24 protein-coding genes and 2 pseudogenes are annotated in these 25,000 nt (G+C 43.2%); 3 read left to right on the top strand and 23 right to left on the bottom strand.

Features of this window, described 5'->3' with window-relative positions:
• Positions 1–8 precede the first annotated feature (8 nt).
• The 6 genes from UB51_RS09290 to hpaB form a co-directional block, all read right to left on the bottom strand.
• On the bottom strand, positions 9–1,739 hold the full coding sequence (locus UB51_RS09290; RefSeq protein ID WP_044877060.1) for a HEAT repeat domain-containing protein: 1,731 nt from the start codon (positions 1,737–1,739) through the stop codon (positions 9–11).
• A gap of 27 nt (positions 1,740–1,766) precedes the next feature.
• Entirely contained in the window at positions 1,767–3,200 is a 1,434-nt protein-coding gene (locus UB51_RS09295; RefSeq protein WP_044877061.1) for a hypothetical protein, read from the bottom strand.
• 251 nt (positions 3,201–3,451) lie between these two features.
• Positions 3,452–4,402: a DUF4179 domain-containing protein gene (locus UB51_RS09300; RefSeq protein ID WP_044877062.1), complete on the bottom strand. Its 951-nt coding sequence runs from the start codon at positions 4,400–4,402 to the stop codon at positions 3,452–3,454.
• A gap of 213 nt (positions 4,403–4,615) precedes the next feature.
• Positions 4,616–5,776, bottom strand: coding sequence for an MFS transporter (locus UB51_RS09305; RefSeq protein WP_044877063.1), 1,161 nt, complete (start codon positions 5,774–5,776; stop codon positions 4,616–4,618).
• A gap of 245 nt (positions 5,777–6,021) precedes the next feature.
• Complete coding sequence (locus UB51_RS09310; protein WP_044877064.1) at positions 6,022–6,333, bottom strand: ArsR/SmtB family transcription factor; 312 nt, start codon at positions 6,331–6,333, stop codon at positions 6,022–6,024.
• A 308-nt stretch (positions 6,334–6,641) separates the two neighbouring features.
• Positions 6,642–8,090, bottom strand: a complete 1,449-nt coding sequence (hpaB, locus tag UB51_RS09315) for a 4-hydroxyphenylacetate 3-monooxygenase, oxygenase component (protein WP_044877065.1) — start codon at positions 8,088–8,090, stop codon at positions 6,642–6,644.
• 227 nt (positions 8,091–8,317) lie between these two features.
• Between hpaB and UB51_RS09320 the strand changes: the two genes are divergently transcribed.
• Positions 8,318–8,968, top strand: coding sequence for a transmembrane-type terpene cyclase (locus tag UB51_RS09320; protein WP_044877066.1), 651 nt, complete (start codon positions 8,318–8,320; stop codon positions 8,966–8,968).
• Positions 8,969–8,981: 13 nt separating this feature from the next.
• Here UB51_RS09320 and UB51_RS27745 read toward each other — a convergent pair.
• The 13 genes and pseudogenes from UB51_RS27745 to UB51_RS09380 form a co-directional block, all read right to left on the bottom strand.
• Positions 8,982–9,083, bottom strand: a pseudogene (locus UB51_RS27745) (DUF1541 domain-containing protein); the annotation flags it as partial.
• A gap of 73 nt (positions 9,084–9,156) precedes the next feature.
• Positions 9,157–9,405: a hypothetical protein gene (locus UB51_RS09325; RefSeq protein WP_044877067.1), complete on the bottom strand. Its 249-nt coding sequence runs from the start codon at positions 9,403–9,405 to the stop codon at positions 9,157–9,159.
• A gap of 96 nt (positions 9,406–9,501) precedes the next feature.
• A complete protein-coding gene (locus tag UB51_RS09330; protein ID WP_324607755.1) occupies positions 9,502–9,843 on the bottom strand; it encodes a hypothetical protein in 342 nt (113 codons plus the stop codon).
• Between the two features lie 118 nt (positions 9,844–9,961).
• Positions 9,962–10,225 carry a hypothetical protein gene (locus tag UB51_RS09335; protein WP_044877068.1) on the bottom strand — a complete coding sequence of 88 codons (264 nt, stop codon included), beginning with the start codon at positions 10,223–10,225 and terminating at the stop codon, positions 9,962–9,964.
• 217 nt (positions 10,226–10,442) lie between these two features.
• Positions 10,443–10,805 carry a hypothetical protein gene (locus UB51_RS09340; protein WP_044877069.1) on the bottom strand — a complete coding sequence of 121 codons (363 nt, stop codon included), beginning with the start codon at positions 10,803–10,805 and terminating at the stop codon, positions 10,443–10,445.
• Positions 10,806–11,013: 208 nt separating this feature from the next.
• A complete protein-coding gene (locus UB51_RS09345) occupies positions 11,014–11,427 on the bottom strand; it encodes a hypothetical protein (protein ID WP_044877070.1) in 414 nt (137 codons plus the stop codon).
• Positions 11,428–12,232: 805 nt separating this feature from the next.
• Positions 12,233–12,550 (bottom strand): hypothetical protein, encoded by a 318-nt coding sequence (locus tag UB51_RS09350; RefSeq protein ID WP_044877071.1) that lies wholly within the window; start codon positions 12,548–12,550, stop codon positions 12,233–12,235.
• A gap of 10 nt (positions 12,551–12,560) precedes the next feature.
• Entirely contained in the window at positions 12,561–15,374 is a 2,814-nt protein-coding gene (locus UB51_RS09355) for a contractile injection system protein, VgrG/Pvc8 family (RefSeq protein WP_052675829.1), read from the bottom strand.
• A gap of 65 nt (positions 15,375–15,439) precedes the next feature.
• Entirely contained in the window at positions 15,440–15,874 is a 435-nt protein-coding gene (locus tag UB51_RS09360; RefSeq protein WP_082063091.1) for a DUF4280 domain-containing protein, read from the bottom strand.
• Positions 15,871–16,419: a hypothetical protein gene (locus tag UB51_RS09365; protein ID WP_052675830.1), complete on the bottom strand. Its 549-nt coding sequence runs from the start codon at positions 16,417–16,419 to the stop codon at positions 15,871–15,873. Before UB51_RS09365 ends, UB51_RS09360 begins: the two co-directional genes overlap by 4 nt.
• The gene (locus UB51_RS09370; protein WP_052675831.1) at positions 16,416–17,624 is read right to left on the bottom strand and encodes a pentapeptide repeat-containing protein; all 1,209 of its coding nucleotides are present in this window, start codon (positions 17,622–17,624) and stop codon (positions 16,416–16,418) included. Before UB51_RS09370 ends, UB51_RS09365 begins: the two co-directional genes overlap by 4 nt.
• A gap of 23 nt (positions 17,625–17,647) precedes the next feature.
• On the bottom strand, positions 17,648–19,066 hold the full coding sequence (locus UB51_RS09375; protein WP_044877072.1) for a phage baseplate assembly protein V: 1,419 nt from the start codon (positions 19,064–19,066) through the stop codon (positions 17,648–17,650).
• A complete protein-coding gene (locus tag UB51_RS09380; RefSeq protein WP_044877073.1) occupies positions 19,063–19,707 on the bottom strand; it encodes a hypothetical protein in 645 nt (214 codons plus the stop codon). The genes UB51_RS09375 and UB51_RS09380 overlap by 4 nt, the downstream gene beginning before the upstream one ends.
• Positions 19,708–20,115: 408 nt before the next feature.
• Between UB51_RS09380 and UB51_RS27075 the strand changes: the two are divergent.
• Positions 20,116–20,638 (top strand): annotated as a pseudogene (locus UB51_RS27075) (transposase); the annotation flags it as partial.
• Positions 20,639–20,721: 83 nt separating this feature from the next.
• Here the strand turns inward: UB51_RS27075 and UB51_RS09390 are convergent.
• The 3 genes from UB51_RS09390 to UB51_RS09400 all read right to left on the bottom strand — a co-directional run bounded on the left by UB51_RS09390 (position 20,722) and on the right by UB51_RS09400 (position 23,425).
• Complete coding sequence (locus UB51_RS09390; protein WP_044877074.1) at positions 20,722–21,168, bottom strand: DinB family protein; 447 nt, start codon at positions 21,166–21,168, stop codon at positions 20,722–20,724.
• 458 nt (positions 21,169–21,626) lie between these two features.
• Complete coding sequence (locus UB51_RS09395) at positions 21,627–23,081, bottom strand: zinc-binding metallopeptidase family protein (protein WP_044877075.1); 1,455 nt, start codon at positions 23,079–23,081, stop codon at positions 21,627–21,629.
• 38 nt (positions 23,082–23,119) lie between these two features.
• Entirely contained in the window at positions 23,120–23,425 is a 306-nt protein-coding gene (locus UB51_RS09400; RefSeq protein WP_144406989.1) for a hypothetical protein, read from the bottom strand.
• 188 nt (positions 23,426–23,613) lie between these two features.
• Between UB51_RS09400 and UB51_RS27750 the strand changes: the two genes are divergently transcribed.
• Positions 23,614–23,811, top strand: a complete 198-nt coding sequence (locus UB51_RS27750; RefSeq protein ID WP_144406990.1) for a hypothetical protein — start codon at positions 23,614–23,616, stop codon at positions 23,809–23,811.
• A 319-nt stretch (positions 23,812–24,130) separates the two neighbouring features.
• On the opposite strand, the gene UB51_RS09410 is transcribed toward UB51_RS27750, so the two are convergent.
• Positions 24,131–24,880: a hypothetical protein gene (locus tag UB51_RS09410; protein ID WP_234405591.1), complete on the bottom strand. Its 750-nt coding sequence runs from the start codon at positions 24,878–24,880 to the stop codon at positions 24,131–24,133.
• Positions 24,881–25,000: the final 120 nt, after the last annotated feature.

Below are 25,000 nucleotides of genomic sequence, written 5' to 3' on the forward strand. Positions count from 1 at the left end.
CTGTTCAATTAGGATGGTTTGGCTGCTACAGTATCAGCGATATCCAACACCTGTTGTTTGACGTTCTGGTACTTCATTGTTTCTGCGAACTGTCGCAGTCTATCCGCATAAACGGGAGAAAGTTGGGACAGAAGCGCTGTTTGTGAACGGTTTAAATAATACGAGTGACTCGTTTTATCTCGCTCCAAAATGTCCATGACCATTTCCGACACGTTATCATCCCTGAGGTGGAAAAGGGCCAGCAACATATCGACAGTAACGTAATCTTGGAATTTCGGATGAGCAGTAATCTGCTTGGTAAGATATGAGATGACTGTAGAATCGGAATGAATTGCGAACCGAGTGACAAGCTCTTTCTCATCCAGTTTTATCAACAAATGAACCCATCTTGGGTCCCATGTTTCTATTGCAGAATTTCCGTTCATCTGATCCGTAATATCCACCGAAATCATACTCATCGTTCGCAGCAGTTCCTTAGCGGCCGAAGTCCGTTTATTGCTTAACTCAGTAGCGTACCTCTCGTATACCTCTTCAGGTGGCAGACTGTGAACCGCAGCACGGAAACTGTAGGCAATGAACCTGCGGTTATACTTCTGCTGCAGCCCAACAGTGAATGCATATGCCTCTGGATCATCCAGATCCAGAAGCATTTGCGCAGCTACCTCTTGTAAACGGTCCAGCTTAGCTGTTTTAGAGGCAGGAACGGATAGTATCTTTTGCAGCAGTAAACAGAGTTCATTCGATGAATCGCCTTCTATACTTGATAGGTATGAAATGAGGTGCTGTTCCTGCTCATCATTCTCTTTACCTGCAACTATCTCAGCAAGTACATCTTCCGTTTGTCGGATGACGCGATGGATCAATTCATCCGATCCGCACAGACGGATTGGCTCTACTGCCAGTTCATGGTCCTTGGATGTCAAAGCTTGGAACAGACAGTCCTGTGCTTTATCCGAGCCAAGCTTGGATAAAGCGGACAAAGCAGCTCGTCGAAGTTCTTTTTTCTTATCATCAGCTTGTTCCAGCAGAAACTGCTCCTGTTCTGGGTATTCCCCCAGTAGTTCAATGGCCGCCGCACGTACATCGACAGATCCTTCGGTCGCAGCTTGGAGATACAGATCAATAGCGGCCTCTCCCTCCACATTATGAATTAACTGAAGTCTCCTAGCGTGTCCTTTACCTCCTTGAAGCTGAAACTGCTGTTTCAGCATAGGAAGAGCATCGGCTCCATACTGCGAAATCACTTTGTGAAAAAGAAACTCTGGAATTTCTGCATAGCTGTCATCCAGCGCGGTTACTGCCGCAGAAATCACACGAAAGTCGTGGAATAATCCTTCATTAAATGCCTGGTGGATCTGTTCCAGTCTGCCTTGGCCCTTTTGCGTTAATGCTTCGATCAAAGGAGCAATCTTCCGGTAAGGGATAGAGGTATCAGCTTTGATTTCCGTTCCAACCAAAGGATATATTTCTCCTGCCCCCTCTGTCTTTCCCTGTGTGTATAGGACGGAATGTAGAAGTGTACCTAGTTCGAGCAGCTTTGATGCTGCTTCGGCTCTATCCGACGCCAGAAGCTCATTTACTCCTTGTGCAAATTTATTGAATACGGGAGCGGATTCTCCCAATTTTTGCAGCTGCGGTAGCATTTTACCGAGTCTCAAATCCCCCGCCGCCATTCCACTTCCTGCTATGTACAGCCGGCGCAGCTCATGCTGCAGTTCAAACAGTATATTTATGCTCATAAACGTTTCTCCTAATCTTGTTCATCATCAGTAAAACAAACGAATAATATGATCACGTGTAACGATGCTTAACGGCTGAGCTGATAATTGATTGTGCTCCAGGTCATGCTCAAACATCACCAGCATTGCGTGATTGCTAACATGCTGTCGGTTCAACCACGACAGTAAAGGTGTTGTCGGATGATTCAGCCATGATAAATCTGCAAGCCGCAGCTGCTTGCCCTGTCTATCAACAATCAGGAAGCCATCCCTATCACGTGCAATATATGCATATTCCAAAAGTACAACCGGATGCTTATCAGCGAGCGGGGTTTTGATCTGATTTTTGACTAGTTTGACCGCCTCTGGAATAGACTTACATGCATGCGATCGCATCGTATCATAATCGTGCTGCTCTGGCTGCTGGAACGTCGCATCTTCCCAACGCACGCGGGGGTTCATATCTCCTGGATAGACAAAGAGCTCTTTGACTTTCAGCACATCATAGAATGAATCTTCCTCCCGGATAAATTTGGCGGCACGGAAAGGTCGGAATGTTCGTGTCATGCGAAGGCTACCGGTCAGAAGATCCATCCAACATCCTTCGTCAACATACTCGCCCCGAGCATCATCCGCATAGGAGCGGAAGAACAGCTGTCGTAGCTCTGCATCTACCTGTACCCGGCCATATTCCCGGAGCTCCGCCAATTGCCAAGCATGCCCGATCCATTCTTCGAGCGTGGAGTCAACATCCATCGTTACCTCCGGATTATCTATTTTGCTCTGCAAATAGTTCTTGCTTTTCTTCACCAATGAATAAAGGATGTTCAAACGCTCCATGGCGAGAGAATAGGTTGTTTCTCTGTCATCATCGGACTGTAGCACCAAGAGCAATTCCCTTAGGGCTGTCTGTGCTCCAGGGATATAATGGTTACCCAGCTGCTTGGCCTGCTCTTCTAACGTTTGAAGCATCTTCTTGTCGATGCTTCCCAATCCGGACTGGATAAGCTTTAGAATCAGTTTCTCCAATATGCCGATCCCTTCTAGTTGGGAAGATATTTTTTTTACCAAAGCTGCTTTATTCGGTTTACGTTTTTTGACGTTGTCTCCGTTGATCGCTTCTTTTTTCTTTTCTTCACGCTTCTCGGCGTTCTCCCTTTTGTCCACAATATCTTGAGGAATGTCTATCGTTTCAAACGGTTTACCCGTTGTATAGGCATACATTAATCCTAAATTATGTTTGCACGGAAACTGCCGACTGGGACAGGAGCAACGGAATATTGGGGTATCTTTTTTAATGAAGTCAACGGAACAGATGTATGGATTACTTCCACTTCCTTTGCACTCGCCAAAAATAAGGGTCTGGTCAGGGGAGTTGCACAACTTGGAGAACTTGTCCTTCTTGACCAAATCCTTACCATTCTTAATTGCATTGCTATTCAGTGCTAGACTATCTATATAGGATTCTGTTAATTGATTCATCTTCTACCTCTCACATCTAGTTTTAATATAAATTAATTCTACATTCATTTGAAATTACCTCTTAAAATACGAAAAAACGACAAAAAAAATAGACCGCGCGTGCGAAAATCCTTGTTTTTACTAAAATCGTTTTCGTTTCTGGCACGTCATCTTTATACGACTCTTAACCTTGCAGATTAGCATCACAGACCTTCCAAATAAAAAAGGAATCCGCGCTGACGTCAGCGTGAATTCCCCTCATCGAGTGGTTGTTATTTAGGGACTGTAATCTTCATTTCCAGCTTCTTGTGATAGGTCTTGGCCCAGTTTTTTTGGCTGTCTTTCAGAATCTTTCCTTTAGCGTCCAGTGTGTACGAAAATGGCCTAATGATGATTGTTTTCGGCACTGCATTAAACGAACCACTAAAGATCAGGTCTTCTTTACTCTTTGATCCGGACGGTTGCTCTAGGTTGGAATCCCAAATGCTTGCCCCGAGTACATTTCCTGTTTCATCTGCAATTTCATAAAACATCTTGCTGGAACGATCTTTGGATTTAGCTGCTGCCGGAACTTTTCCTGTGCTGTGCAGCTTGAGCATCATCGTTATCGGCGTCAATTGGAAATAGTCTACTGTATAGCTGAAATCCCCACTTTTTAGGGTTGTGCCCGGCTGCAATGTTACAAGACTTTTAGCCTTTTTCACCGGAACAGTAAAGGTGAACGGCTCCTTGACGTTCTCGGAGTACAACTTCAGCGTCATAACGAATTGATCCGGGAGCTGCGGTTTGTCATATCTAGAGAAGGAGATCAAAACGCCCCCTTTATCTCCCGGTATAGACTTCAGATTAGGAGTATATACAATCGGTTTCCCATTAGCAGACAAATCCAGTCCCTTCTTTAGGTCAATGATTTCCTTACCGACAGTCCCCCCCTCCTTCCGGACAGTAACCTCAAGGCTATTCCCGTCAAATATAACGTTGGATAAGCTGAGTGTCACGTCGCCGTGGGTAATTACTTGATTGGACTCATTATCCTCCCCATCCGCATCTATCAAGATGGGATTTGAAATGGGAGAGGTACTGTTGGCAACAGTAGCCTTTCCGGAAGTCTCGGCACTAACGTATGTAGGAAACCCGCTGCCTACGACTGCCATTCCCAACGTTACTATCAATGCTGTTACAGCGATTTTTTTTCTCATATCATTAGGTTTAGTAGAGTTCAATGGTCTCGCTCCTGTTCTATTCTGAGATACCTTCTTGAAACCGGCCGGTTTTCAAAAAGGTAATTACCTCTGTCTACACCTATATAACACTTCTCATCTGTGCTTTTGTGACAGGAATAATTTTACAGCCATTCGTTGCTTCAGAATATACGCTCAACAAATCCATACTCCGGTTACCAATATAGTAGCCTGTTGTGCTTCAAAAAAGGATCTTTATGTGACTCTCGAATCAAAAACTTTAATTTTTATCATAATCAATATGAAAGCAAGCAATGCGAATATGATTCCACTCCAAATGAGCTGATGTATTCCCCATTGAGAGATAAACCAACCACCAATGGAAGCTCCCAACGTAATTCCAAGATTTGAAAATGAGATAAACAAACTGTTTCCGAATTCAGGAGCTTCTTTCGCTTCCGTTGTAAGCCATGCTTGACTGACAATTAACCCGCCAGAATGCACCGTCCCCCAAATAAGTACGATGACAATCATCGGAATGAAAGAAGAGCCCATATAATAAACAAGTAAATAACTTACTATATACGCTAGTGGAAACATAATAACGGTCTTAGTAATGCTTTTTTGCAAAAAGCTTCCAAATAGAAAATTACCAAAAATCATGACTAAGCCAAATGCCATCAACAATGCACTAATCCAGGAACTATTCATATGAGTTACTTTTCCAAGATACTCGGCAAAATAGCTGTATACAGAGAACATAGCCGCAAAAACAAACATAATCGTTACGATATTTACCCATAATTGCGGTTTTTTTAATATACTAAGCTGCTTGCCATAAGACATTTTTTCCTTAACAGGCATGGAGGGAAGCCATAGTAATATCCCTACAAAAGCAATTAAGCTGACAATTGCGCCAAATAGGAATCCAGCTTCCAGCGAAATTTGTTCAGCGAGATATGACGTCACAGGCACGCCAAATGCAAACCCCACCGTAATCCCGGCAAAAACCTGTGTGACTGCTTTTCCACTTTTTTCTGGAGGGACAAGTTTGGCAGCCGTCACAAGAGCTACAGAAAAGAAAACCGGATGAAAAATAGCAGGTATGATACGGAATATCAACATCACATTGAATATCGTTGTGTATGCATAAACCATATTTGATATCGCGAACATAAGTACAGCGATTAATAGAATGACTTTTCGATTCATCCCGGATGCAAGTAATGTTAGGAAAGGACCTGAGATCGCAACGACTAGAGCAAATATACCTACAAGTGATCCAGCCTGTGAAGTCGATATATTAAATTTCCGAGCCACCTCGGGCAGAACTCCTACGATTCCCATTTCCGTTGTAATAATGCCGAACACACCTAGAGCTAGTACAAAAATAAGCAAAGGGTTAACCTTCTTCAATGTAAATCCTCCATTTCTTTTGCATTCATCAATTCATATATCTAGATTTGTAGATTCATAAAAACCTTCAAAGCGTCTAAAACAAATAATCAATTAATCACACCGTTAAAATATATTGGAAATACGCGCCGGGCAATCAATTAAGCGAATCAGGTTATGCCCACTCAGCCATCAGATTGAACAACAAACTACAATTACATATCTGTATATGTAGATTTGATTGCGTAAAAACCTCCTCCTTTCCTCTAAAGTTCATTTCGGACGTAATCGGAAAATTCCTGTATCGTTTTATCGTTCCGACGGTAATAGGTCCATTTCCCGATGCGCTCAGATTGGAGCAGCCCTGCTTGCTGCAGAGTTAACAAATAACTAGATATAACCGATTGTGCAAGTCCCGATTTAGCCTGAATATCTGCTACACATACGCCAATTCGAAAAGTAATACCATGTTCTAAATATTTCGCTTCATCAAAATAATCCTCTGGTTTTTTTAACCATAGCATAATTTGACGGCGTGTCTCGTTCGACAATGCTTTATAAATCAATGAAGGTTCCATACACAATATTATATCTATAAATATAGATTTGTAAATATAAAATGCGAATAATTAATAGCCACTGTCTCTTTCGAGCAGTAACCACAGTTGATAACTGTTCTACTACTGTAACTAATTAACTATTAATTTTTAAAAATGAATACATTACAAAAAGACGACTCTTCTTGATTTAGAGTCGCTCTTTTCTTGATTATTTTTGAGGGCTTTTCTATTCCTGCCTCGTAACTCCAACGTCTGGTAGTTGGAACTTGGTCACAGCTTCGCTAGCAGAAATAATGCCTCTCTCATGCACGGCCAGCATAGCGGAATTAAGACAGAAAATCTTTGACACGGTTCTTAAACTTTTCCCTGCCTTGATACCCAGTGTATAGACGACTATTCACTGTGGAGGAATTTCCAAAGAAAAAACGTTCGTAGACCGTCTGCCTGCCTCCAAACGCACTGACGCTCAGTTCCCACGCCAGTCTGGCTAACTGCACATTTTCTTTGGCATCGAAGCCTATGCCTTTCAGGTAACGGTTCAATTGGCCGCGGATTTCAGTGTCAAAATCCTTTTCGTCCGGAATCATAATTAGGCTGCTCCCACCAATTAATTGGATGATTTCAATCATACGGGGGTACATTTTCGGAAAATAAGCATTGGCAGCAAGGAGCGGCTTCCGATTGGGAAGCATACTGCCCCACCGGTCAGGAGAAGCCCCCTTCTCGGCTGCAAGCTGCAGCGCCTTGAGCGTTTCCAGCGCGATGATAATCTCTGTCACCTTCTCGATTATATGGTCATGGCTTTCCAGTCCGGCTACTTCGATCATCATTTCAATGGTTCCCAATAGAAACTCTGTTTTGGCAATGTTTTTACACATAATCTGTGCGCTGGCATGGGTATGAAAACGGCTTTCATCGACCAGTTGGAACGCCAGTTTCTCATCCCCACATATAAATACCCGGTCCCATGGGACAAGCGCGTCATCGAAAATGACTAGCGTATCCATCTCCTCAAATCGGGAGCTTAGGGGATAGTTATACGCGGATTCGCCGCCAACGAAGCTCTCCCTGCATACGAACCGGACCCCGGGGAGATTACTCGGCACTGCAAATGCGAATGTATAAGGACTTTCCTCGGCGTTTGCTGAGGGGAATGGTGGCGGGAATACAAGAATTTCGTCAGAGGTCGCCCCTTGCGTGTCCAACAGAAAAGCTCCACGGACTACGATCCCATCCTTAGTCTTTTCCACCACATGGGCCGCCTCCGACTCTACAAATGTCTTTAAAAAGGTCGACAGCCTGCCTGCCTTCGGTTGGATAAACACGTGCGAAAGGGTGATGTCATTTTCCCGGCAGTATTCATAGTAGCTCCTCAAATTAGAGGCATATTGGGGAGTTTTCTCTTCCAGAAGCCCCGATGCTGCGGAGAACGCCATAAGGACTGTGTTCATATAATCGGGGGCACGTCCCAGAAAGCCGTGATGAGTGTATGCCCAAGCCTGCATCATCTCTCTTCTTACAGCAAGCTCCTTCTTCGTCTTTGGCTGCATGAAGGAAAGTCCGACAGGGTCGCCTGTCAACGGTGAAGAATAAGACATTTTTGCTTTCCATCTGTCTTCCTGCTGCATATCATACAAAGAAGCTTGAGTCACCATAAGCCCCTTGAAAGCTTTATGCTCCGATATAGTCCCCTTCACCTGCTCACCTGCTATCCAGACATCGGGCAAATTCTTATTTATCTGTTCAATATATTGGGTACCATTTTTAACTGACATGATCTAATCACCCCCCTCGGTTCTACGTTACTGTATTCTGATTAAGGCTACTTTGCACAAGCGAATACCTATGATCACTTACTAAAAGAAATCCGTATTTTGTACATATGCCGACACTGCGTTGCCAGCGCCCCTTATGGTCTACATAGATTGCTTGTTTCATATATATAGACAAGCTAGCTGATTGATGGCCGAAAATTTTCTGAAAAGGATGCGATTGCCACCATATGGAGTACCTATTACCGCTAAAATCAGAATATTATCCTCTGTTGTTTGGGGTTGCCCTATTTTGGATTATCGTCTATATTCTTATTATTTATAAAGGGTTTAAGGATCAATCCTGTGGAATGCCCCTAGCCTCTATATGTGCAAACATTACTTGGGAATTTCTGTTTACCTTTCTTATGCCGTTTCACCCGCTTCAGCAAATCGTAACCTTAGTTTGGTTTTTATTAGACTGCATCATTCTGCTCCAATTTCTCTATTATTCAAAAAATTCATATCCAAAACGCACGCTTCATGCTTCTGTCTGCTTCTTAATTGTCATAGCATTTCTGCTGCAGTATGGAATGGCAGTTGAATTTCATGATAAAATGGGTATTTATTCGGCCTTTGGCATCAATCTGCTGATGTCCATCCTCTTCATAAAAATGCTATTGATCAAAGAGCTGCAAGGCCAATCCTTATCTATCGCTTACTTCAAAATGATAGGCACCTTGTGCGCCTCCATCCTCTGCTATTCGATCTACCCGCAATCCATTTTATTAACGATTATGTATATTCTGATCTTTATACTGGACGTTGTGTACATCCTGCTGGTCTATAACAAATCAATCAAAATCATTCACATGTCGACTATCTATAAAAAGCCTATGTGATTTATGAAATAGATACCCATTTATGATTTAAGACTTTCTTCCCACCCGTTGTCGGAGTATACGAAACAGCATAGGCTTTAGTATCAAAAACACCCACTATCGTTGCTATTGCACCCTACACACCTTCCATATGGCACAGAACTCCAAATCGTATCCTAACTATTTAAATTACTTAAACGACATGGCGATCAAGTCGATTTTATTTCGTACAGATCGTCTTGAAGCAAAATGCTGACGGAATCTTTTCCTTCAATTATGACCCTTGTGTCGAATAAGGAAGGAGCTCGTCCGTCAGGGAACCAAGGCCGATGTTTGTCCACCACAATCAAAGCCCCTTCTGCATCGCCGAGCGGTGCGAATTGCTGTCCGTCCTCTCCCCACAGGTTAAGTTGGAACGCATTGATAAGCTTCCGCGCGAGTAGATCTCTTACCCTCACCCGCACCCTCAGCCTTACCTGGTTGTATTACCTACTCACTAAAGGGGGAATGTCAATCAGAGTGCAACCTTATCTTAGCCATGTTACCAGATACTTTTATGATTGAATTTTTTCAAGAAAGTTTTCGAGCATTCTCTTTACTGCCACCCCAGCCTTTGGGATCAAATCATTAACTCGGTGTAATATGTGTGGATTGCCTAGTATCATTTTCTTGCTTTCTGGGGTGGTGAAACTCCTTAAAGTATCAACACATGTCTCGAATTGTTCCTCATCTTCAGTACTAAGCAATGATAATAGAATTTCCAGTTCATGCATATTACAGTTACTATCCAGACAATACGCTATTTTTTTCTGCCATTCTAGCGATTTGGTAAGTACTTCATTCGATAATTGCTCCCAATCTTGTGGGCTGAACTTCGATAACCTTTCAGATACCATTACACATCCTACCAAAAATCAGTAGAATTTTGATATTCCGTTATAAGTTCATCTACTTCTTTATACAATTTAGTCACCTCTTTCTGATTATTTTAGTAGAAATAAACAGATAGCTCATTTAGTTTAAACCTGTCGTGTGAACACCACCAGTAGGGAATCCTGAAATTACCTTATCTCCACCTTTTATTACTTCTATTTCGACCCCATTCACTGTACTTCTATGTGAATCAACCACAGATTCGTTACTACCTAATTCTAGACTATTGTTCGCAAATATAAAAAGGTGCTTGTTCGCTTCTGTCCTAGGGATTTTCAACACTAGCGAGTAAGTACTTGTATTAAATAGAGACCCCGATTGTAATCCTCTTTCGATTTTGGGCATGAAAAAAAGACTCATTCCTAACTCATGAATCAAGTAGGAATAAGCCTTTAAAGGTTTAATAAGTGATTGTACGATCTTGTTGTTATGATTTATACCTAATAGATTAATATTATCTATCGAATTTACACAAAATCTATAATCACAATTTTGAAGTTAGTTAAATATTATTACTTTTAAGTATTTATATGCTTTTTATCAGACAAATTGCTAATTACTATTAATCAAAACAAAAATCTAAACGTCCAACTTTTACCTCAACATATTTTCCATCAAGAAATCCATATTCAAATAAATATTCCCTATCAATAGCAAAATCTAATATTGAGCTAATAATTCCATTATCAATATCAAGAATTCCAAATATTGAATAAGAAAAGGTGCCTTTACTTAATATACTTTTCTCATGTATATTAGATTCTTCTATCTCAATATCATCATAAAGTTCTATCTCAACTTCTGTTTCCTCATCTTTAGGTATATTAATTCCAATATTTACAAAACCTGTAATAGTTACTTTTCCAATCTGGATTGTTACTTCCTCATCATCTTCAATTTCCTTAATCACACAATTGTATTTCATTAAATATTCTCTCCTTACTTTGGATTAATACCTTTATATTTTCGCCATTTAACATCTTCCAAAAAATTTTACCACTCTCGGTATGAAAAGTAGTTATAAAACCTTCATTATTTGGTCAAGTGAATAATGTCTGTCTCGCCGTCTAGAATCATACATTTTAATAAGTTTAGGAGTTTATATAATCTATTTTACAGACTCGTCTGATACTTTATGAATGAATTTTCATAAGAAATTCTTCAAGTATTTTCTTTACTGCTACGCCTGCTTTAGGTAGCAAATCATTAACTCGATGCAGTATGGATGGATTGTCTAATATCATTTGCTTACTTTCTGGGGTCGTAAAACTTCGTAGAGTATCTATGCATATCTCGAATAGTTCCTCATCTTTAGTACTGATCAACAATAATAGAATTTTCAATTCATACATATTGCAGTTACTATCCAAACAATACGCTAGTTTTCTTTGCCATTCTAATGAGTTAGTAAGCACTTTACTTGATAATTGCTCCCAATCTCGTGGGCTGAACTCTGACAGTATCTCACTTGCAATTATACAACCATCGTCGTACCATGAGTCCACCGTTGTATCGGCTGATATGAGATTATCCAATTCTCTATACATGTTAACCCACCTTTCATTTTCATAAGTTTTAACAGCCTGATGGGCGAGGTGCATTAACGTTACCTGTTGGGTAACCACTAGTTACATCATCACCAATTTTGAGGACATCAATCTCCACAACGTTTACTACTGTTTTATGCCAAGTTGCTCCGTCTCTTAATCTTGTTGATATAGCTGGTTACGTCTTTCATGTTCTGCCCCCAACCGAAATTTTTTTAACGAATTTCGGACTATATTAGAGGGCAAGATGGCTAGCCTTACAACGTTGCCTTACCTGTATATGTTGACTGGTCGTCACCAGATTTCTTTCCTGTACCGTAATCATCGTTGCAAGGGTTAGTTAAGTTGCGGACAAAGTCCTATTCTTTGCATAACACCTTTACTATAGTTGTCGTGCTATCCATCTTGAAAGGTGCGATTTTTTTCTTTCTCAGTATCACTATCGTTATGTGGTATTCTACAGTTACGAGTAATTTTGAAAAAACCGCAAGATAGCAAATGTAACAAAAAACAGATCAATCATGGTGGTGTCTGACCATAATCGACCTGTTTTATGTAACGCTTTAGCGTTATTTAGGTTATAATTGTCAAGCATTATTGTGCGCACAAACGAAATGACGAAATCTTTATACGGGTATTACATGGGTTAGATGTGTTATTGGTTGAATGATGGATTCATTCGGCACTGGGTATCCCCCAACAACTAACGCTTAATAATATTTAATTATAATCATACTTGAACCAAAACAAGGGTCATAATCTGATGATATTTTCCCTGAAATATTGATGTTCTGTTATTCCGTGTCTAAACGGAAAGTAGTTTTTCAATATTGGGGATTATACTAATAATATAGTCTTTAATAAATTGATTATGGTATTCTGATTGAATTTTAGAATAGATATATATGCCAACATCTTCGTGATATACCAAATTGAATTCAACACCATTCTTATTGCAATCTGCTATCCGTGAGTATATTCCTTCTATTACATCTACTATATCACAACTATCGTCCTTTAAAACCCCGAGAACAATTTCAAAATCATCAAAATATTCTAACTCAACTAAATAAAATTCCAACTGTTCAAATCGGTTTACAACCTCTGCTATTCGGACTCCCAAAATTCATCACCTACTCTAACCCTAATTTTTGATTAACACTCTTTCTTGATCTCTGAGAGCTACCAAGAATATAGTTATAAATTTCATCTCCAGAGTAACCCTTCTTCTTGGCGATATCTATTATCTCATTCCATGATTTATTGGGTTCTTTCCAAAACAATTCATTTGCTCCTTCTAAATCTGACATTAGCTCCCTTGCTTCTGTTCTATATTTGTTACGCAGATCAAATGCCTGTCTAGCTTGTTTCTCTAATTGGAGATTTGAATCAATCAAACTCGGAATACTTCGCTCCTGTCTTAAGTACCACTGTCTAGCTTCAACATCACTTAACGAGTGTTTAGGAATGCCGTTTACCGTGTTTGTAGGTTTACCCGGCCCCTCAACCTTACCTGGTCGTGTTACTTTTTGATTAGGTAATTTAACGCCGGTACTTGGTTTCATAATAGTGGGAACCTTTATACCTCCGACTACTGTTGATGCCAATCCAAAGCTACTCAACCAGTGTTCTTTGGAATAGGCTCCTCCTTCTGGGTTAATGGTACCTTTTATAGGACTTACTATAAGTCCTATAGTTAAATAATCAAGGTAATTCAAGAAGGAGTCGTTCCTCTTCGCAGTACGTTCTGCAGCGGCATCATATATTCCTTTGGGTATACCCGACGTTAAATAGTTTAACATGTCACCCGCTGAATCCCGTGCTTTATCTCCCCGGTCTTTTGCAGCCGACACAATATCAGTGCCAATTTCTCCAAAACTATCAATTGATTTCTTAAATCCATTTCTCGTATCCATACACATCAGTTGATTATAAGCATCTGCCTCATCTTGTAACTTCTGAAGTTTTCTATTTTCTTCTTGTTGTATCCATCTCTCCCTGACGTTCTCTGGTATGTTGTAATAGGTTGTCTCTATTTCCTTCATCACTTGATTCATTTGTAGTAATAAGTCCTTCAGCGAAGTTGGGCTTTTCAAATTTCTTGCAGAAGTAAATACCTTTCCCCAGAACATCGAGGAATAGTAGTTCTCCTCTGCCTTCTGCTCCTTGAGGTGATTTACGAATCCTCCATAAATCTGTAGCGCCAACGACTTCATCGACCCCACCGTCGGTGTTGCTCCCAACATTCCTAAGGATAAGCTGGTGGCGGCTACCTTAGCCATAGGGCCTATTACAGGTACCATGCCTAGTAAGGCCAAACCAACTTTGAGCAAGGCCCCTTGGTCCGGAGCGACGGAGGCCGTGATGGTTGGTGTTGTCGTTGCGGCTGACTGTGCCGCTTCGTAGGCCTCGATGGTCATGAGTGGTGGTTCTGGCATCGGCGGTAGATCTGCTACGAAGACAGGGGCTTTGACGCTACCCGTTTGTTGGATGCTTGGAGATTTAATGTCTGTCTCGCCGTCTAGAATCATACTACTGCTTCCACCGCGCAGGTAGATTGCTTGTCCCGCTTGTACATTCAGCTTATCTCCAGCCTTAACCTGCAAAGCTCCCCCACTTATCGCTACATGACCTGAACTCTCAATGAGGATGTCTCCGTCATTCAGGGAGATAATTAGGCCCTCGCTTGCACTAAGCTTTAGCTCTTGTTGTCCAAGACGAACTTCCTTACCTACGGCAGTACCCCACACTTTCTCACCAGGGGTCATCTTCCCTGTCTGCTGGGGAATAGAGCCTTGGACATAGGCCTGTCCTTCCCAAACACTTGGGATATACAGTTGCGCAAGATCCCCTCGCTCAGGCATACTGTATAGTCCACTCTGTCCATCCGCTACATATGCAGTTGCTACTGAGAACCAGCACTTGCTTCTTGCATCTACGGGTGTTTCACCTTCATCTATGGTCAGTTGAAGCTGCACCTCATCCTGCTTCACATCCAATACCTTACCGCTTAGTGTCACACCTGTGATTCGTTTATTTGCTAGTGGGCGTTGTTTAAGTTGCTCTTCTGGCACTAGTTGATAGGTCGTTGTTAGAACCGCATCTTGCATCCGCGTCTCTGCAGCGGCGACCTTAAGTTCACCGCCATCTCCCAATATTACACTATCTCCCAGCGCATAGTGGCTGTGACTTTCCATGATGTATGCCGTATATCCATACGTACTTTCTCCATCAGTCCAGGAATGATCTGCCCGCTCTTCTCTACCTCTATTTATACCTCTATCTCTATCTTCATCAAATAAACGGACATGTCCTAATATCTTCTTCAACCGATAGGAGCTTTCCTCTTCTATTTCCCACAGTCTTCCTTCCGGTACACCGAAGAACACCTTCGGTGATGCCGCAGTCACTTCAGGAATAACCACGGTCCCGAACCGTGCTGCCATACGCTTGATGAACGCCCAGTCTGTCTCATCATATTGTAGCGTGAATTCCTCAAGTTTAGCAGTACCCGATGCCATATCGATGACATCTGCATAGAGGTAGTCTGCTAAAATCTGTTCCAACAGTGCACTGTAAGTGAGATCCACATTCTGATACGAACGACGTCTGGGCTTCCAATCCAGTTGCGAACTATGTGAGATGGCTTCCAGCTCGAACCGATAGACACCATTTACACGATGCACCGCTAGATCTGTGAGTACTCCGTGAAATAGTCGTCTAACCTCTCGTCCCTCTTTATCCACTTGCCTAATGGCAATAGGCTCACGATCCGTCTCACCCTTGATACACTGTTCCCCTTGCTCCTCAGGTAATATTCCACTGACATACAAAGTGGCGTGATCATTCATCTTACGGATGATTCGTACCTCTTGCAGGGTCTGCGCCTCATACGGCCAGTATAGCCGAATATGTTCGTAGCCCACCTGCTCTTGAATTGTACTCATTAGCTTTTCTCTCCCCCCTTTCCTCTTTCACTCCTCTTCCACTCTGTGTAGATAGGATGAGAGATTCAATCCAGATTCTGTCCATCGTCCTCAATATGAATCAAGCCACCGTACAGACACTTCTGCTTATAGCTCTTAAGTAACGCAGGCTGTCCTTCAATGAGTACATCGCTCTTCTCACTCAACCATGGCATGGTCAGCGCCGGAATACACGGTGACTTCTTAACTCCGTTAATATCTACCATTTGGCTATTCTCAACCGCCGGGTTATGTACACAAGCGCAATTACCGAAAGATATTATATTAATGCCTTGCACATAATCTGCTACATGGGTCTGCGCTTTACCCTTCACATAGACTCCATGACTAAAGGGTAATTTCAACCGCGTTAGCTGGGTACCGTATTCACATTGAAGAATGGCACCTGCCACCACGTAGCTGTTCTTATCTCCACTTCCACTCTCCACGCTGAGATCGTTCGCATCACTTGTCTGCTTCACTGCTGATCCACTCCTCCTTCGTCCTCATGCTCTACAGCATGCAAGGTAATCCCTACATAGTCCCGACGTAGCAAGCTTTCTGCAAGCATCAGATTCACAAAAACATATCGTTCCCGTATGCCCTCTACCTGAAATAGCGGTCTGGTCACTCGTTGTTGATCCAGCACCAGATGCTTCATCGTACCGTCGATATGGAGTTCGCTCTGATTGGATAGACACTTCAGCGTAGGTGGCGACAGTAGCCAATAGACCGCTTGATGCATGCTCTTTATATCCGCTAATATCACCGATCGCCACACCAGACCTGGCATAATCTTCTCAAGAAACCTCCGCATACGATCAGAGACAAGGGGAAGAGGTGCATCCAGATAATCCGCGTATTCTAGATCCTCACCTTCACGAATCGGTAGTTGAATCGGTTCCAGTTGCCTTCCTGACTGCTGTAGCGTCTCCATTACAATCCGTAATCGTTCACTCTCCGCTAACCCCTTAGGCTCTGCACGGTGGGTCATTCGCTTATCCGCCTCAAGTCGGAATAATCTCAATGGACTCCCTCCTTCTCTGCGGTTAAGTGCTGCTGCACTTCAGAATCTGTATGCCATAGCTCTGGGCTCCCTGTCGTCTCGCTCAGATCGAGACCTAGCAGCATATCCTTATCAAACATAGCTCCAGCTAAGGAAGCTCCCGCCCACAGAACATTATTCATATGAGTACCGCGAAAATTGGCTCCATCCAGATTTGCTCCACGAAAATCTGCTCTATCCAACAACGAATCCCCGAAGTCTGCTCCCCTCAGGTTACAACCGCGGAAGATAACCCCTCCTAGACCGGGACCACTCCACTCAGGGTCAAGCCTACCGGAAATGCCCACCGCGTCACAGAAAATCGCCCCTTGTAGCGAACTACCACTGTAGTCAGCTCCAGCGATCACACTTCCTGAGAAATTTGCTGCGACCAGATCACACGACTGCCAGCTCGTTCCCATCAGTACACATTGCTTGAAGCTTGCACCTTCAAGGTGAGTTCCACGAAAAGCTGTATAACGGAAATCCATCCCGTCACATTCACAACCTGACAAATCCAAGCTTCCAAAGGCATGATAGGTATACTCATGTGCATTCTTCTCGTTAAGCCATGCCTTCACATCTGAAGCTAGTAACAAGCGACGATCCTCTCTATACACACATACGCTAGCATCACAATATTCACCAACACGTATTTCAAACTCTTCTTCTTTCTCAATCTCTGCAAATTCAGAAGTTACTATCGCCACACGCATGGCAATGCGAATAAGAGCTGCCACATATCGTTGTACAACCCCAGCTTCCCGCAGTCGAATTCGATCAAGCTCAATAGGCGTAATTAAGCCCATATAGGATTTAGCTGAATGGGCCAACCGTATCATCATCTCATCTAATGCTTGCAGCGCCCAATCCCCATCGTAGGTAACCTGTATCGGTGTTCGATCTAGGTACCAGTTCGCATCTGTTGCCTCGACAAGATAAGCACTTCCGCCCATGGCAATCTCCGTTCGCAGCATCGAGTACGTAATATAGCCAACTGCTCCTTTCCCTCCAGCGCGCTGTTCCCTGCTAATCTGCAGACAGAGTTCTTGGAAAGAAGCTACAAATGCCTCGATCAGATGTTCACCATCACGTTCAAGATAGAGGTCTAGTGCTTGTAGCATCTGTTGTCGCTCTAATCCAATCTCTTCATCGTTAAAAAGCCTTCGTGCTTCTTCTCGCTTCATCACGCATTCTCCACCTTCGTATGCTAATTCGACTTGACTTCGGCACCCGTAATGCTCGCATGACTCCCAAGGTGGACGTGACTTCCTTTGCAATCTAGATTCAATTCACCATCTGCGGACATCGTAATACTCTTCTTAGCACTCAGCGAGATATTCCCACCAGCAGAGAGTGTAACCCCTTTGCTACCTTGAATATGTATCCCATCATGATCGTTTAGCTTAATGAATACCGCTTCTTCCTTGCTTGTAATGACAATTTCATCTGGGGCCAGTCGAATTTCTTTTCCTGAGGGTGTGCGGAATATCTTCACATTAGGATTGCTGAGCTTATTGCTATTACTAACTTTTCTATCCTGACGCACAGCGCTTCCACCAATTCCCTCTTCTTCACGACTACTTGGGAAATAAATAGAGACGGGGTCTCCAATCTCCGGCATTACATACCATCCGCTATGCCCCTCTGCCGAATACATCGTTGAGTAAGGGAACCAGTGAGCCTTCTCCCGATCTTGAACCGCATCAATCTGAAAATGAACCTTCACCTGATCTCCTGTTACATCAATGACCTTGCCACTTAGCGATGCACCTGTGACCTCAGCATTGAAATACGCCTTCTGCCGTAATCCCTTATGCGAGCTAAGAACATACCAATTCCGCACAAGCCCTCCGCTCATATCCGTATATGCCTCACTAACATACAGACTGCGTCCCTGAAATTGAATATGACCGCCGAGCTCCATCACTTCATCCGTCTCTACCTCGAACACAATGAAATCTTGCTCATTCACAGGGGAGGAAGCTTCATTCTCAGTGAAATATCGAAAAGGAGTCATCCGCTTACGTACGGTATAACGAGTGTGATCCAGCTCAACAGGCGCACTGCTCTCATATATGCCAAAATAGAACTTAGGCGTATCAAATTGTGAAGCAGGCATAAGGCTCGTCCGATAACGTGATGCCATTCTGCGTAGAAATTCCCAATCTGTCTCATTGTATTGAATGGCGATCCTACCAATCTTGGCGTTAGCAGATGCTTCATCGATGACATCCAGTCCTTCATAATCTTGACCGATCTGCTTCAGCATCTCTGGGATCGTCAGCTTGATATCTTGAAAAGATCTGTATCTCCGCTTCTGATCCATTCGGTACGTATGAGAAATGGCTTCCACCTCTAGGGTATACACCCCTTGAATCACCTTCACCTCGACCGAAACAGGCAGACCGCTGAACAGCGGCTTACTCACACCTTCGTCATTGATATGATGCACACTAATCAACATATCCTCGTCTGTTGTCTGGATATAGCTATCCCTCAGTTCCTCTGGAATGATTCCCGTGAACCGCATTCGAGTATGCTCGTTAATATGCTTACTAATATTCAACTCTTGGATATTCAGTAGTTGATAGGGTCGTATTTCTAGGTTGTTATAAGTAAGACTCATGCATCTGTACCTCCATGTATAACTTGTAATGAATCCATCATGCTCTGGAAAAGGGGTGCCCATGTCTTCATTTCTTGCTCTGTACAGTTAAAAGAACACAGCAATGTCTTCCCTTCGAGAATAGCAAACCCCATCTCGTTATAAAGATTAGCGTTTAACCCAGAGGAAATATACAGTGAGTAACCAATTTGCTCACCATGCGCGTTCTCCCTGACACCAGAACCCTTCCACTCACGAATGGGCAGGTTGAAACGTAGTATATGCGACATATCCTCAGTTAAGCCAGCTAATCCCTCATCCGTTAGCGGATTATCTAAGCAGTTGAAGGTCAGATTAATAGAGCCCGCCCCATTCGTGTAGATCAACGAAGGACGATGCTCAGAAGGGTACTTTATAGCTACTTGTTGAGGATTCATCACTTGAAAGCTCTTTGGAAGAATCATACTAACCTTACGATCAAGCAGTTCCTTACGGCCAAAAGGCATCCGTTCTCCATCGACTAGCACAAGCGGCTGAGTTATATCTATGATTTCAATCGCATTCTCTACAGGAAGAGACTCAGATAATCCCTCTAGTTCTTCCGTCTCTACTTTCTCTGCCTCATATAGCATGGCGAATATTTGCTCATCCATAGCACTCATTCCTTAGCCCTTCCTTTCAATTGATAGCTGTACATTTATCGAATTATATGACATTGATGTGAATGTTTTATGAGTTAATTTATCCCTTTATTGTTCTATATCGGAAAACAAATTGTAAAATATTAGATTTATAGCTGCTGTAGGTTATATTCCATCAATGACTTGCCACACTAGCTTTCGATTATCTGAATAAAATATAAATGACCCGAAAGCCACTTTATTCAAAGTGTTTATCTTTCGGATCACAGTTTATATCTCTCAAGGTTTTTTTAACTTCATTTGGAAGCAAATGAGTTATCAATATTTTAAACAACCTTGTTTGTAAAAATTCTCTCTCTTGATTTGGATTAATTTAGTATATAACTCAACTTTCGCAACTCAATTCTTTAAATAAACCCTTGATATAGCGGCATTCAACTCTTGAATCTTCGTCTTCTAACAAGGCAATTTGAGTCCATCACGGATATGTATGTTCAAGCAAAGTTGCAATTCCAAGCCGTCTTAGATCAAGTCGTTCTGAACGTTGGGCAGAAGAAAAGGCAACGCTCATTATAGCTGCAGCAAGTAGCAATACTTTTCAAAAAATAACGTATCAGAGCCACCTAATAAGCCTTAATTTGTGGGGTTACTACTTCAGTATCAAGAGCATCTAGCCTATTTGGAGGAACAGATTGTTGCACTTGCTACTGAAGTAGAGGAATATCCAATTATTCAATCGATTCCCGGTATCGGCAATAAAATCGCGGCAACGGTTTTATCTGAAATCGGGGAAATCCACAGGTTTAATCATGCGAAGAAGCTAGTCGCGTTTGCAGGCATTGATCCTAGTGTATACTCGTCCGGGAAATTTACGTCAACAATAAATCGAATCACAAAACGTGGTTCCAAACAACTTCGATACACCCTGTATCTTGCTGTTTGTGCGGGATTAGACGTTCTAGAAGCAAGAAGTTAAGAGAAAAATATTGACAAGATATTAGCTGGTTTTAGTTCAAATAGCAAACATTTATACATCTATCTCACAAAAGTAATATAATCAGTATTCACTGGTTCAAAACCATCTGCTCGAATTCGTGAGTTAATCTGTCCTCGATGATACTGACCATGAAGTGCTACATGAATTAAAATATCTCGTGTGGAAGTCTTAAACTCTTTACCTTTACTGTTTGTGTATGATATTAAGTTATCTAAGTCAGTTTTTGCTATTTCAGCGAAAAGTGTTTTGAAGTTTTCTTCATTTTGTTTAATAAGTTTTGCACAGACTTCTAGATCACCATCCGACCAGATGGGCATTTGTGAACTGTCCTTTCCTTTTATTCTAGTAATCCATACTTGTTCTGAATATAGAATATGAGAAAATAATCTTACCTGTTGGTCCTCAACTTCAACATTTTGCAAGGTTTCTAGAATGCGTTGATTAGCCCAATTTAGATGTTCATACATCTTTTGGATTGTTTTCAATGGTACCGCCTCCTACATTATCAATCACTTGTTTTTTATGAATTCTATAAAAAAGAGTTCTTCCCCTTCTTTTACTCATTAAATGGGAGGTTTTAATCGATTGTATTGCACTAGCGTTACCCGTTAGCTTAATGAAGCATCGGTAGTCTAAGATCAATAACAACTCGGTAACCACTTTCATTACTGTTATAATAGACAAAAAACGACATCTCTGCCGTTCATTCTTTGCTATAAGCACTCCATATGTGTTGAGGCTGAGCATATATTCAAATTTTATAATTTAATATGGTAGATTCTACTCGTAGCTCAATTCTCCGCTTCACCACTATTTGTGATACGGTTTAGCTTAACGGGTCTATCGGCGAAAATATTAGGGCAAGCAAATCCAAAGCGGAAATCGGTAAGTTCTTGAACGGCTAAAAAGCCCTCGGCCTGAATTTTATGCAAAGTATGTAGTGTCACTCCTTTACGAGCAACCCGATTATCCCTTTCGCATGAGCCTGAGGCTTGCCTAGCTTTTCCGTTGGGGTGCAATCGATAGCAGCCGCAAGCTTAATAAACGTTACGATCTGCTCGTTCATGAAATGGACATCCAGCTTGTCCAGCCCTCCGGCTTCTCCTGCGGCACATAAATAATCCGGGGCGGGAATCAGGGAAACGGTTGGTATACCCGCCATATATAAGGGCTGACCTTCTCCGAAATAGATACTGCTCTTGGGCTGCAGCGTGATGCTTCTCACCTTCGTTCGACCTGAAAGCGAGGCCCTATACAGCTCGTCCATCACTTGATTTCCCGTATAGACAAACTCAACCTCAAACCTTCCGGTATAGCTGTATGCAGCGGCATCCTCTGAATCTTTCCATTCTTTACAGCCGAGATGCTCCAGCGTAAGCCCTGCGACCGCCCTTGGATGCCCGCCTTCTCCGCTCCACAGCTCAGGATGGTCATGCAGCCACCGGGTCGTCGCCTGCCCATGGATGCCGAACTGGGGAATTTGAAAATGCCCCGTCACGAACACAAACACCATGCTTCTTTGACGCTGTTCTATCGGGAGGGATGAAAAATAACGGGCCATGGCCAGCAAGCCGACTCCCCCATTTTCCTCGCAGGCGTTTGGTCCATCTGTATGCGTGTTCACGATCACCGTCTCACTTCGGTTCGTACCGGGAAGAACGGCATACAGCGTATCGCTTGACGCGCACTCATCCATTTCCGCCTGCAATACAAGCCGCGCCTTCGCCCCGTGCTTCGCCATCTTCTTCAGCCTGCTTCCCGTCTCCTTGCCTACCCAGAGTGCGGGACACTGCCGAGGCCCCGTTGTAAAAGGTAAATATTGCGATCTCGCATTAGCCTCCGACAGATCGCGCCACACACAGATGACGCCCAGCACGCCCGCCTGTGCTGCTTTTTCCAGGTTAGGCCCTCTCACAATGGAGCTGAGAACAGGATTACTCATCAGAAACGGCATGGTCTCGTTCTTCGGATAAGAAGATCTGCGTTTGAAAAATAGCGATGAAGGCAATTTCGGACTGCTCACATCGACGATAGCAATTTTGCCGGCGGCTTCACGAAAACGGCCCGGGCCTTTCCCGCAATAAATCAGCTCGCCCACAACGCCTTCCTCAGGCGTAGTCCCTGAATAAGGGAAATAAAACGTGGCTGTCAGCTCCTCCTCATGGTCGCCATCTGAATAGATGGACAACCGCCAATGTTTCGCCTCCCATTTGGTGAAGACATGGCTGTCTCTGTGCGTCTTCAGCCCCATTTGCCGTAATTCCGCTTCAAAATAATCAGTCAGCCGCTTATGCGCATCATTGCCTGTTAAGCGTGGCCCGAAGCCGTCAAGCTTCTGCTGCCACGACCATACCTTCTCCAAATCCGGAAGCTTATTCTGGTGTATGACCGTATCCATCGCTCTCACTCCTTGTGGCTTTCTTCTATTATAAACATTTAAGTATGCTGCAACGTCAAGGGGCTGCTGGACGAGCAATGAGGATACATATTGTTCTCCAAATATTCCTCGTAGTCCACGGGGATGAAAATAGAGAACATGCTGTTAGGTGTGAAGGGATTAACGATGCTTAAGTAAAAGTAATATGTTTGATCGCCTTTATGGATGAAATCCGCTTTGTCATCAAAGAAATCAGGCGCATTTCCACCTATCCAGCTTGTACAATGTTCTATTGCTGGGCCTGGGCTCGCATAATAGGTAATACAGTCTGTTCTTTTCACTAAAATTTGTTCGTTTGCGTGCAAAGAATTCATCTCCCTCCTGATTTGATATCATCTAGCCAACGGCTAATCCAGTGGAATCGCTTTGTTCATATATTCGATATTCACACAATTTTTTCCTTTTTATCGGAATGGAACCACGCTGCGGCAGGAATACTGTTGCATGCGTTGAATATTGCATAAACGTTTAAAACAAGGGAGATGTTCCGGCAATGAGTGCTTATGATGTTCATATCGGCAAGCTGATCAGAGGAAGACGGGACTTGGAAGGTAGCGGAAGCTATCTCCTCTGCACCCCCGATCAGAAAATCATGGAGATGGATTCGCACAACTCGATTGACGGTATCGTTGTGAGTTCCAAAGATGTGGAGGACCATCCCGAGAGATCTCCTATATACGTTATGCAATAATAAACGCGCCCATCTCCACATAGGATCTTAAACCGGCTGTCTGGAGCCCCTCCGCTTTGGGCCGACGGGTTGCATACCACAGCGGTTATTCGAAAGAATAGATCAACCGATCTATCGTTACTGTTAAACACATCCGTCGCTATTGGTTTCAACGTATAAATATTCTCTTCCTGGAACGGGCTTGACCCCGGGAACATCGGAGATATCTATATCCATCGTCATCGTACCTCTCCCGCATTTGCGTCTTGTTCGCCGGACACCATTGATAGAAATTCGTTCAAACTGATTTGACGCATTTCATAATCCGCACCGATGCTCTTCAGCTCTGCCTCGATTTTTGCGGCCCCCAATCAATCCCCTTATACACGAGCAAATGCGCCGCCTCGACATAGGCTTTCGCTTGCGAATAATCACAGGAAAACGTTTTTTTGACGAACAACAGTGTTTTTATCTTATTGCTGCCTTCACCTGTAATAAGTACGTTGTAGTAACGATACTGTGCTTCTTCGTCTGTCTCCCACGCCTCAGAACTGTGTGGCAATAAGACGCTATGTAGGAACTGGGCAAGATGGTCATAATAATTAAATCTTATATATCCGCCTAGTTGCCGGTAGAACAGGTGGCAAGTATACCCGGTTTCAACGGCCAGATCCGGCGAAAAAGCCGCTCGGCACATGCCAGCCAGCTTAGGCAGCGACAGCTGATCCTGCCCCGGCGGCAAGCGTAAAAAGAGATGGCTCTGCGAACCCGTCCACGGTTCATCCTCTTGGCCGCTTCCATACACCTGACGATATATTTCGTCCAGCACCATGACGTACGTTCTTTCGTCTTTCCGCTCCCGCGCCTGCAGCGTAATTGCCATCAATTGCTCCGCATGCCGAGGTAGCCAGAGCAATTGCGCCGTCTCTGGATGCAACGCCAGAAAATCACCGTCCACCGTTGTGCCTATCGCGACGCACTGTCCGATCTGCTGCGCTGTAATCGGGCTGTCTTCATCATGCTCCCATAACTCATACTCGGCAAAAGGCTTGAGCACCTCCGTGTATCCGGCAACTGGACATTCATCCACCCTCTGTAAGTTCCTTCTCCAAATCGCTTTAAAAACCGGAGATAGCCCGGTGGAAAAAAAGCGCGTCTTCCTTCGCAAGCGTTTGGTTTCGGTCATCGGACAGCGGCTTTGGCTGAGATA

It is taken from the genome of Paenibacillus sp. IHBB 10380 (genome assembly GCF_000949425.1).
GTDB lineage: Bacteria > Bacillota > Bacilli > Paenibacillales > Paenibacillaceae > Paenibacillus_AQ.

Excerpts from the sequence above, each read along its gene's own strand:
- hpaB (WP_044877065.1), bottom strand. The coding sequence starts at position 8,090 with ATGTCAGTTAAAAATGGTACCCAATATATTGAACAGATAAATAAGAAT.
- UB51_RS09370 (WP_052675831.1), bottom strand. The coding sequence starts at position 17,624 with ATGAAGCGAGAAGAAGCACGAAGGCTTTTTAACGATGAAGAGATTGGA.
- UB51_RS09290 (WP_044877060.1), bottom strand. The coding sequence starts at position 1,739 with ATGAGCATAAATATACTGTTTGAACTGCAGCATGAGCTGCGCCGGCTG.
- UB51_RS09375 (WP_044877072.1), bottom strand. The coding sequence starts at position 19,066 with ATGAGTCTTACTTATAACAACCTAGAAATACGACCCTATCAACTACTG.
- UB51_RS09335 (WP_044877068.1), bottom strand. The coding sequence starts at position 10,225 with ATGCCCAAAATCGAAAGAGGATTACAATCGGGGTCTCTATTTAATACA.
- UB51_RS09340 (WP_044877069.1), bottom strand. The coding sequence starts at position 10,805 with ATGAAATACAATTGTGTGATTAAGGAAATTGAAGATGATGAGGAAGTA.
- UB51_RS09295 (WP_044877061.1), bottom strand. The coding sequence starts at position 3,200 with ATGAATCAATTAACAGAATCCTATATAGATAGTCTAGCACTGAATAGC.
- UB51_RS09310 (WP_044877064.1), bottom strand. The coding sequence starts at position 6,333 with ATGGAACCTTCATTGATTTATAAAGCATTGTCGAACGAGACACGCCGT.
- UB51_RS27750 (WP_144406990.1), top strand. The coding sequence starts at position 23,614 with ATGAGTGCTTATGATGTTCATATCGGCAAGCTGATCAGAGGAAGACGG.
- UB51_RS09380 (WP_044877073.1), bottom strand. The coding sequence starts at position 19,707 with ATGAGTGCTATGGATGAGCAAATATTCGCCATGCTATATGAGGCAGAG.
- UB51_RS09395 (WP_044877075.1), bottom strand. The coding sequence starts at position 23,081 with ATGGATACGGTCATACACCAGAATAAGCTTCCGGATTTGGAGAAGGTA.
- UB51_RS09320 (WP_044877066.1), top strand. The coding sequence starts at position 8,318 with ATGGAGTACCTATTACCGCTAAAATCAGAATATTATCCTCTGTTGTTT.
- UB51_RS09345 (WP_044877070.1), bottom strand. The coding sequence starts at position 11,427 with ATGTATAGAGAATTGGATAATCTCATATCAGCCGATACAACGGTGGAC.
- UB51_RS09355 (WP_052675829.1), bottom strand. The coding sequence starts at position 15,374 with ATGAGTACAATTCAAGAGCAGGTGGGCTACGAACATATTCGGCTATAC.
- UB51_RS09330 (WP_324607755.1), bottom strand. The coding sequence starts at position 9,843 with ATGGTATCTGAAAGGTTATCGAAGTTCAGCCCACAAGATTGGGAGCAA.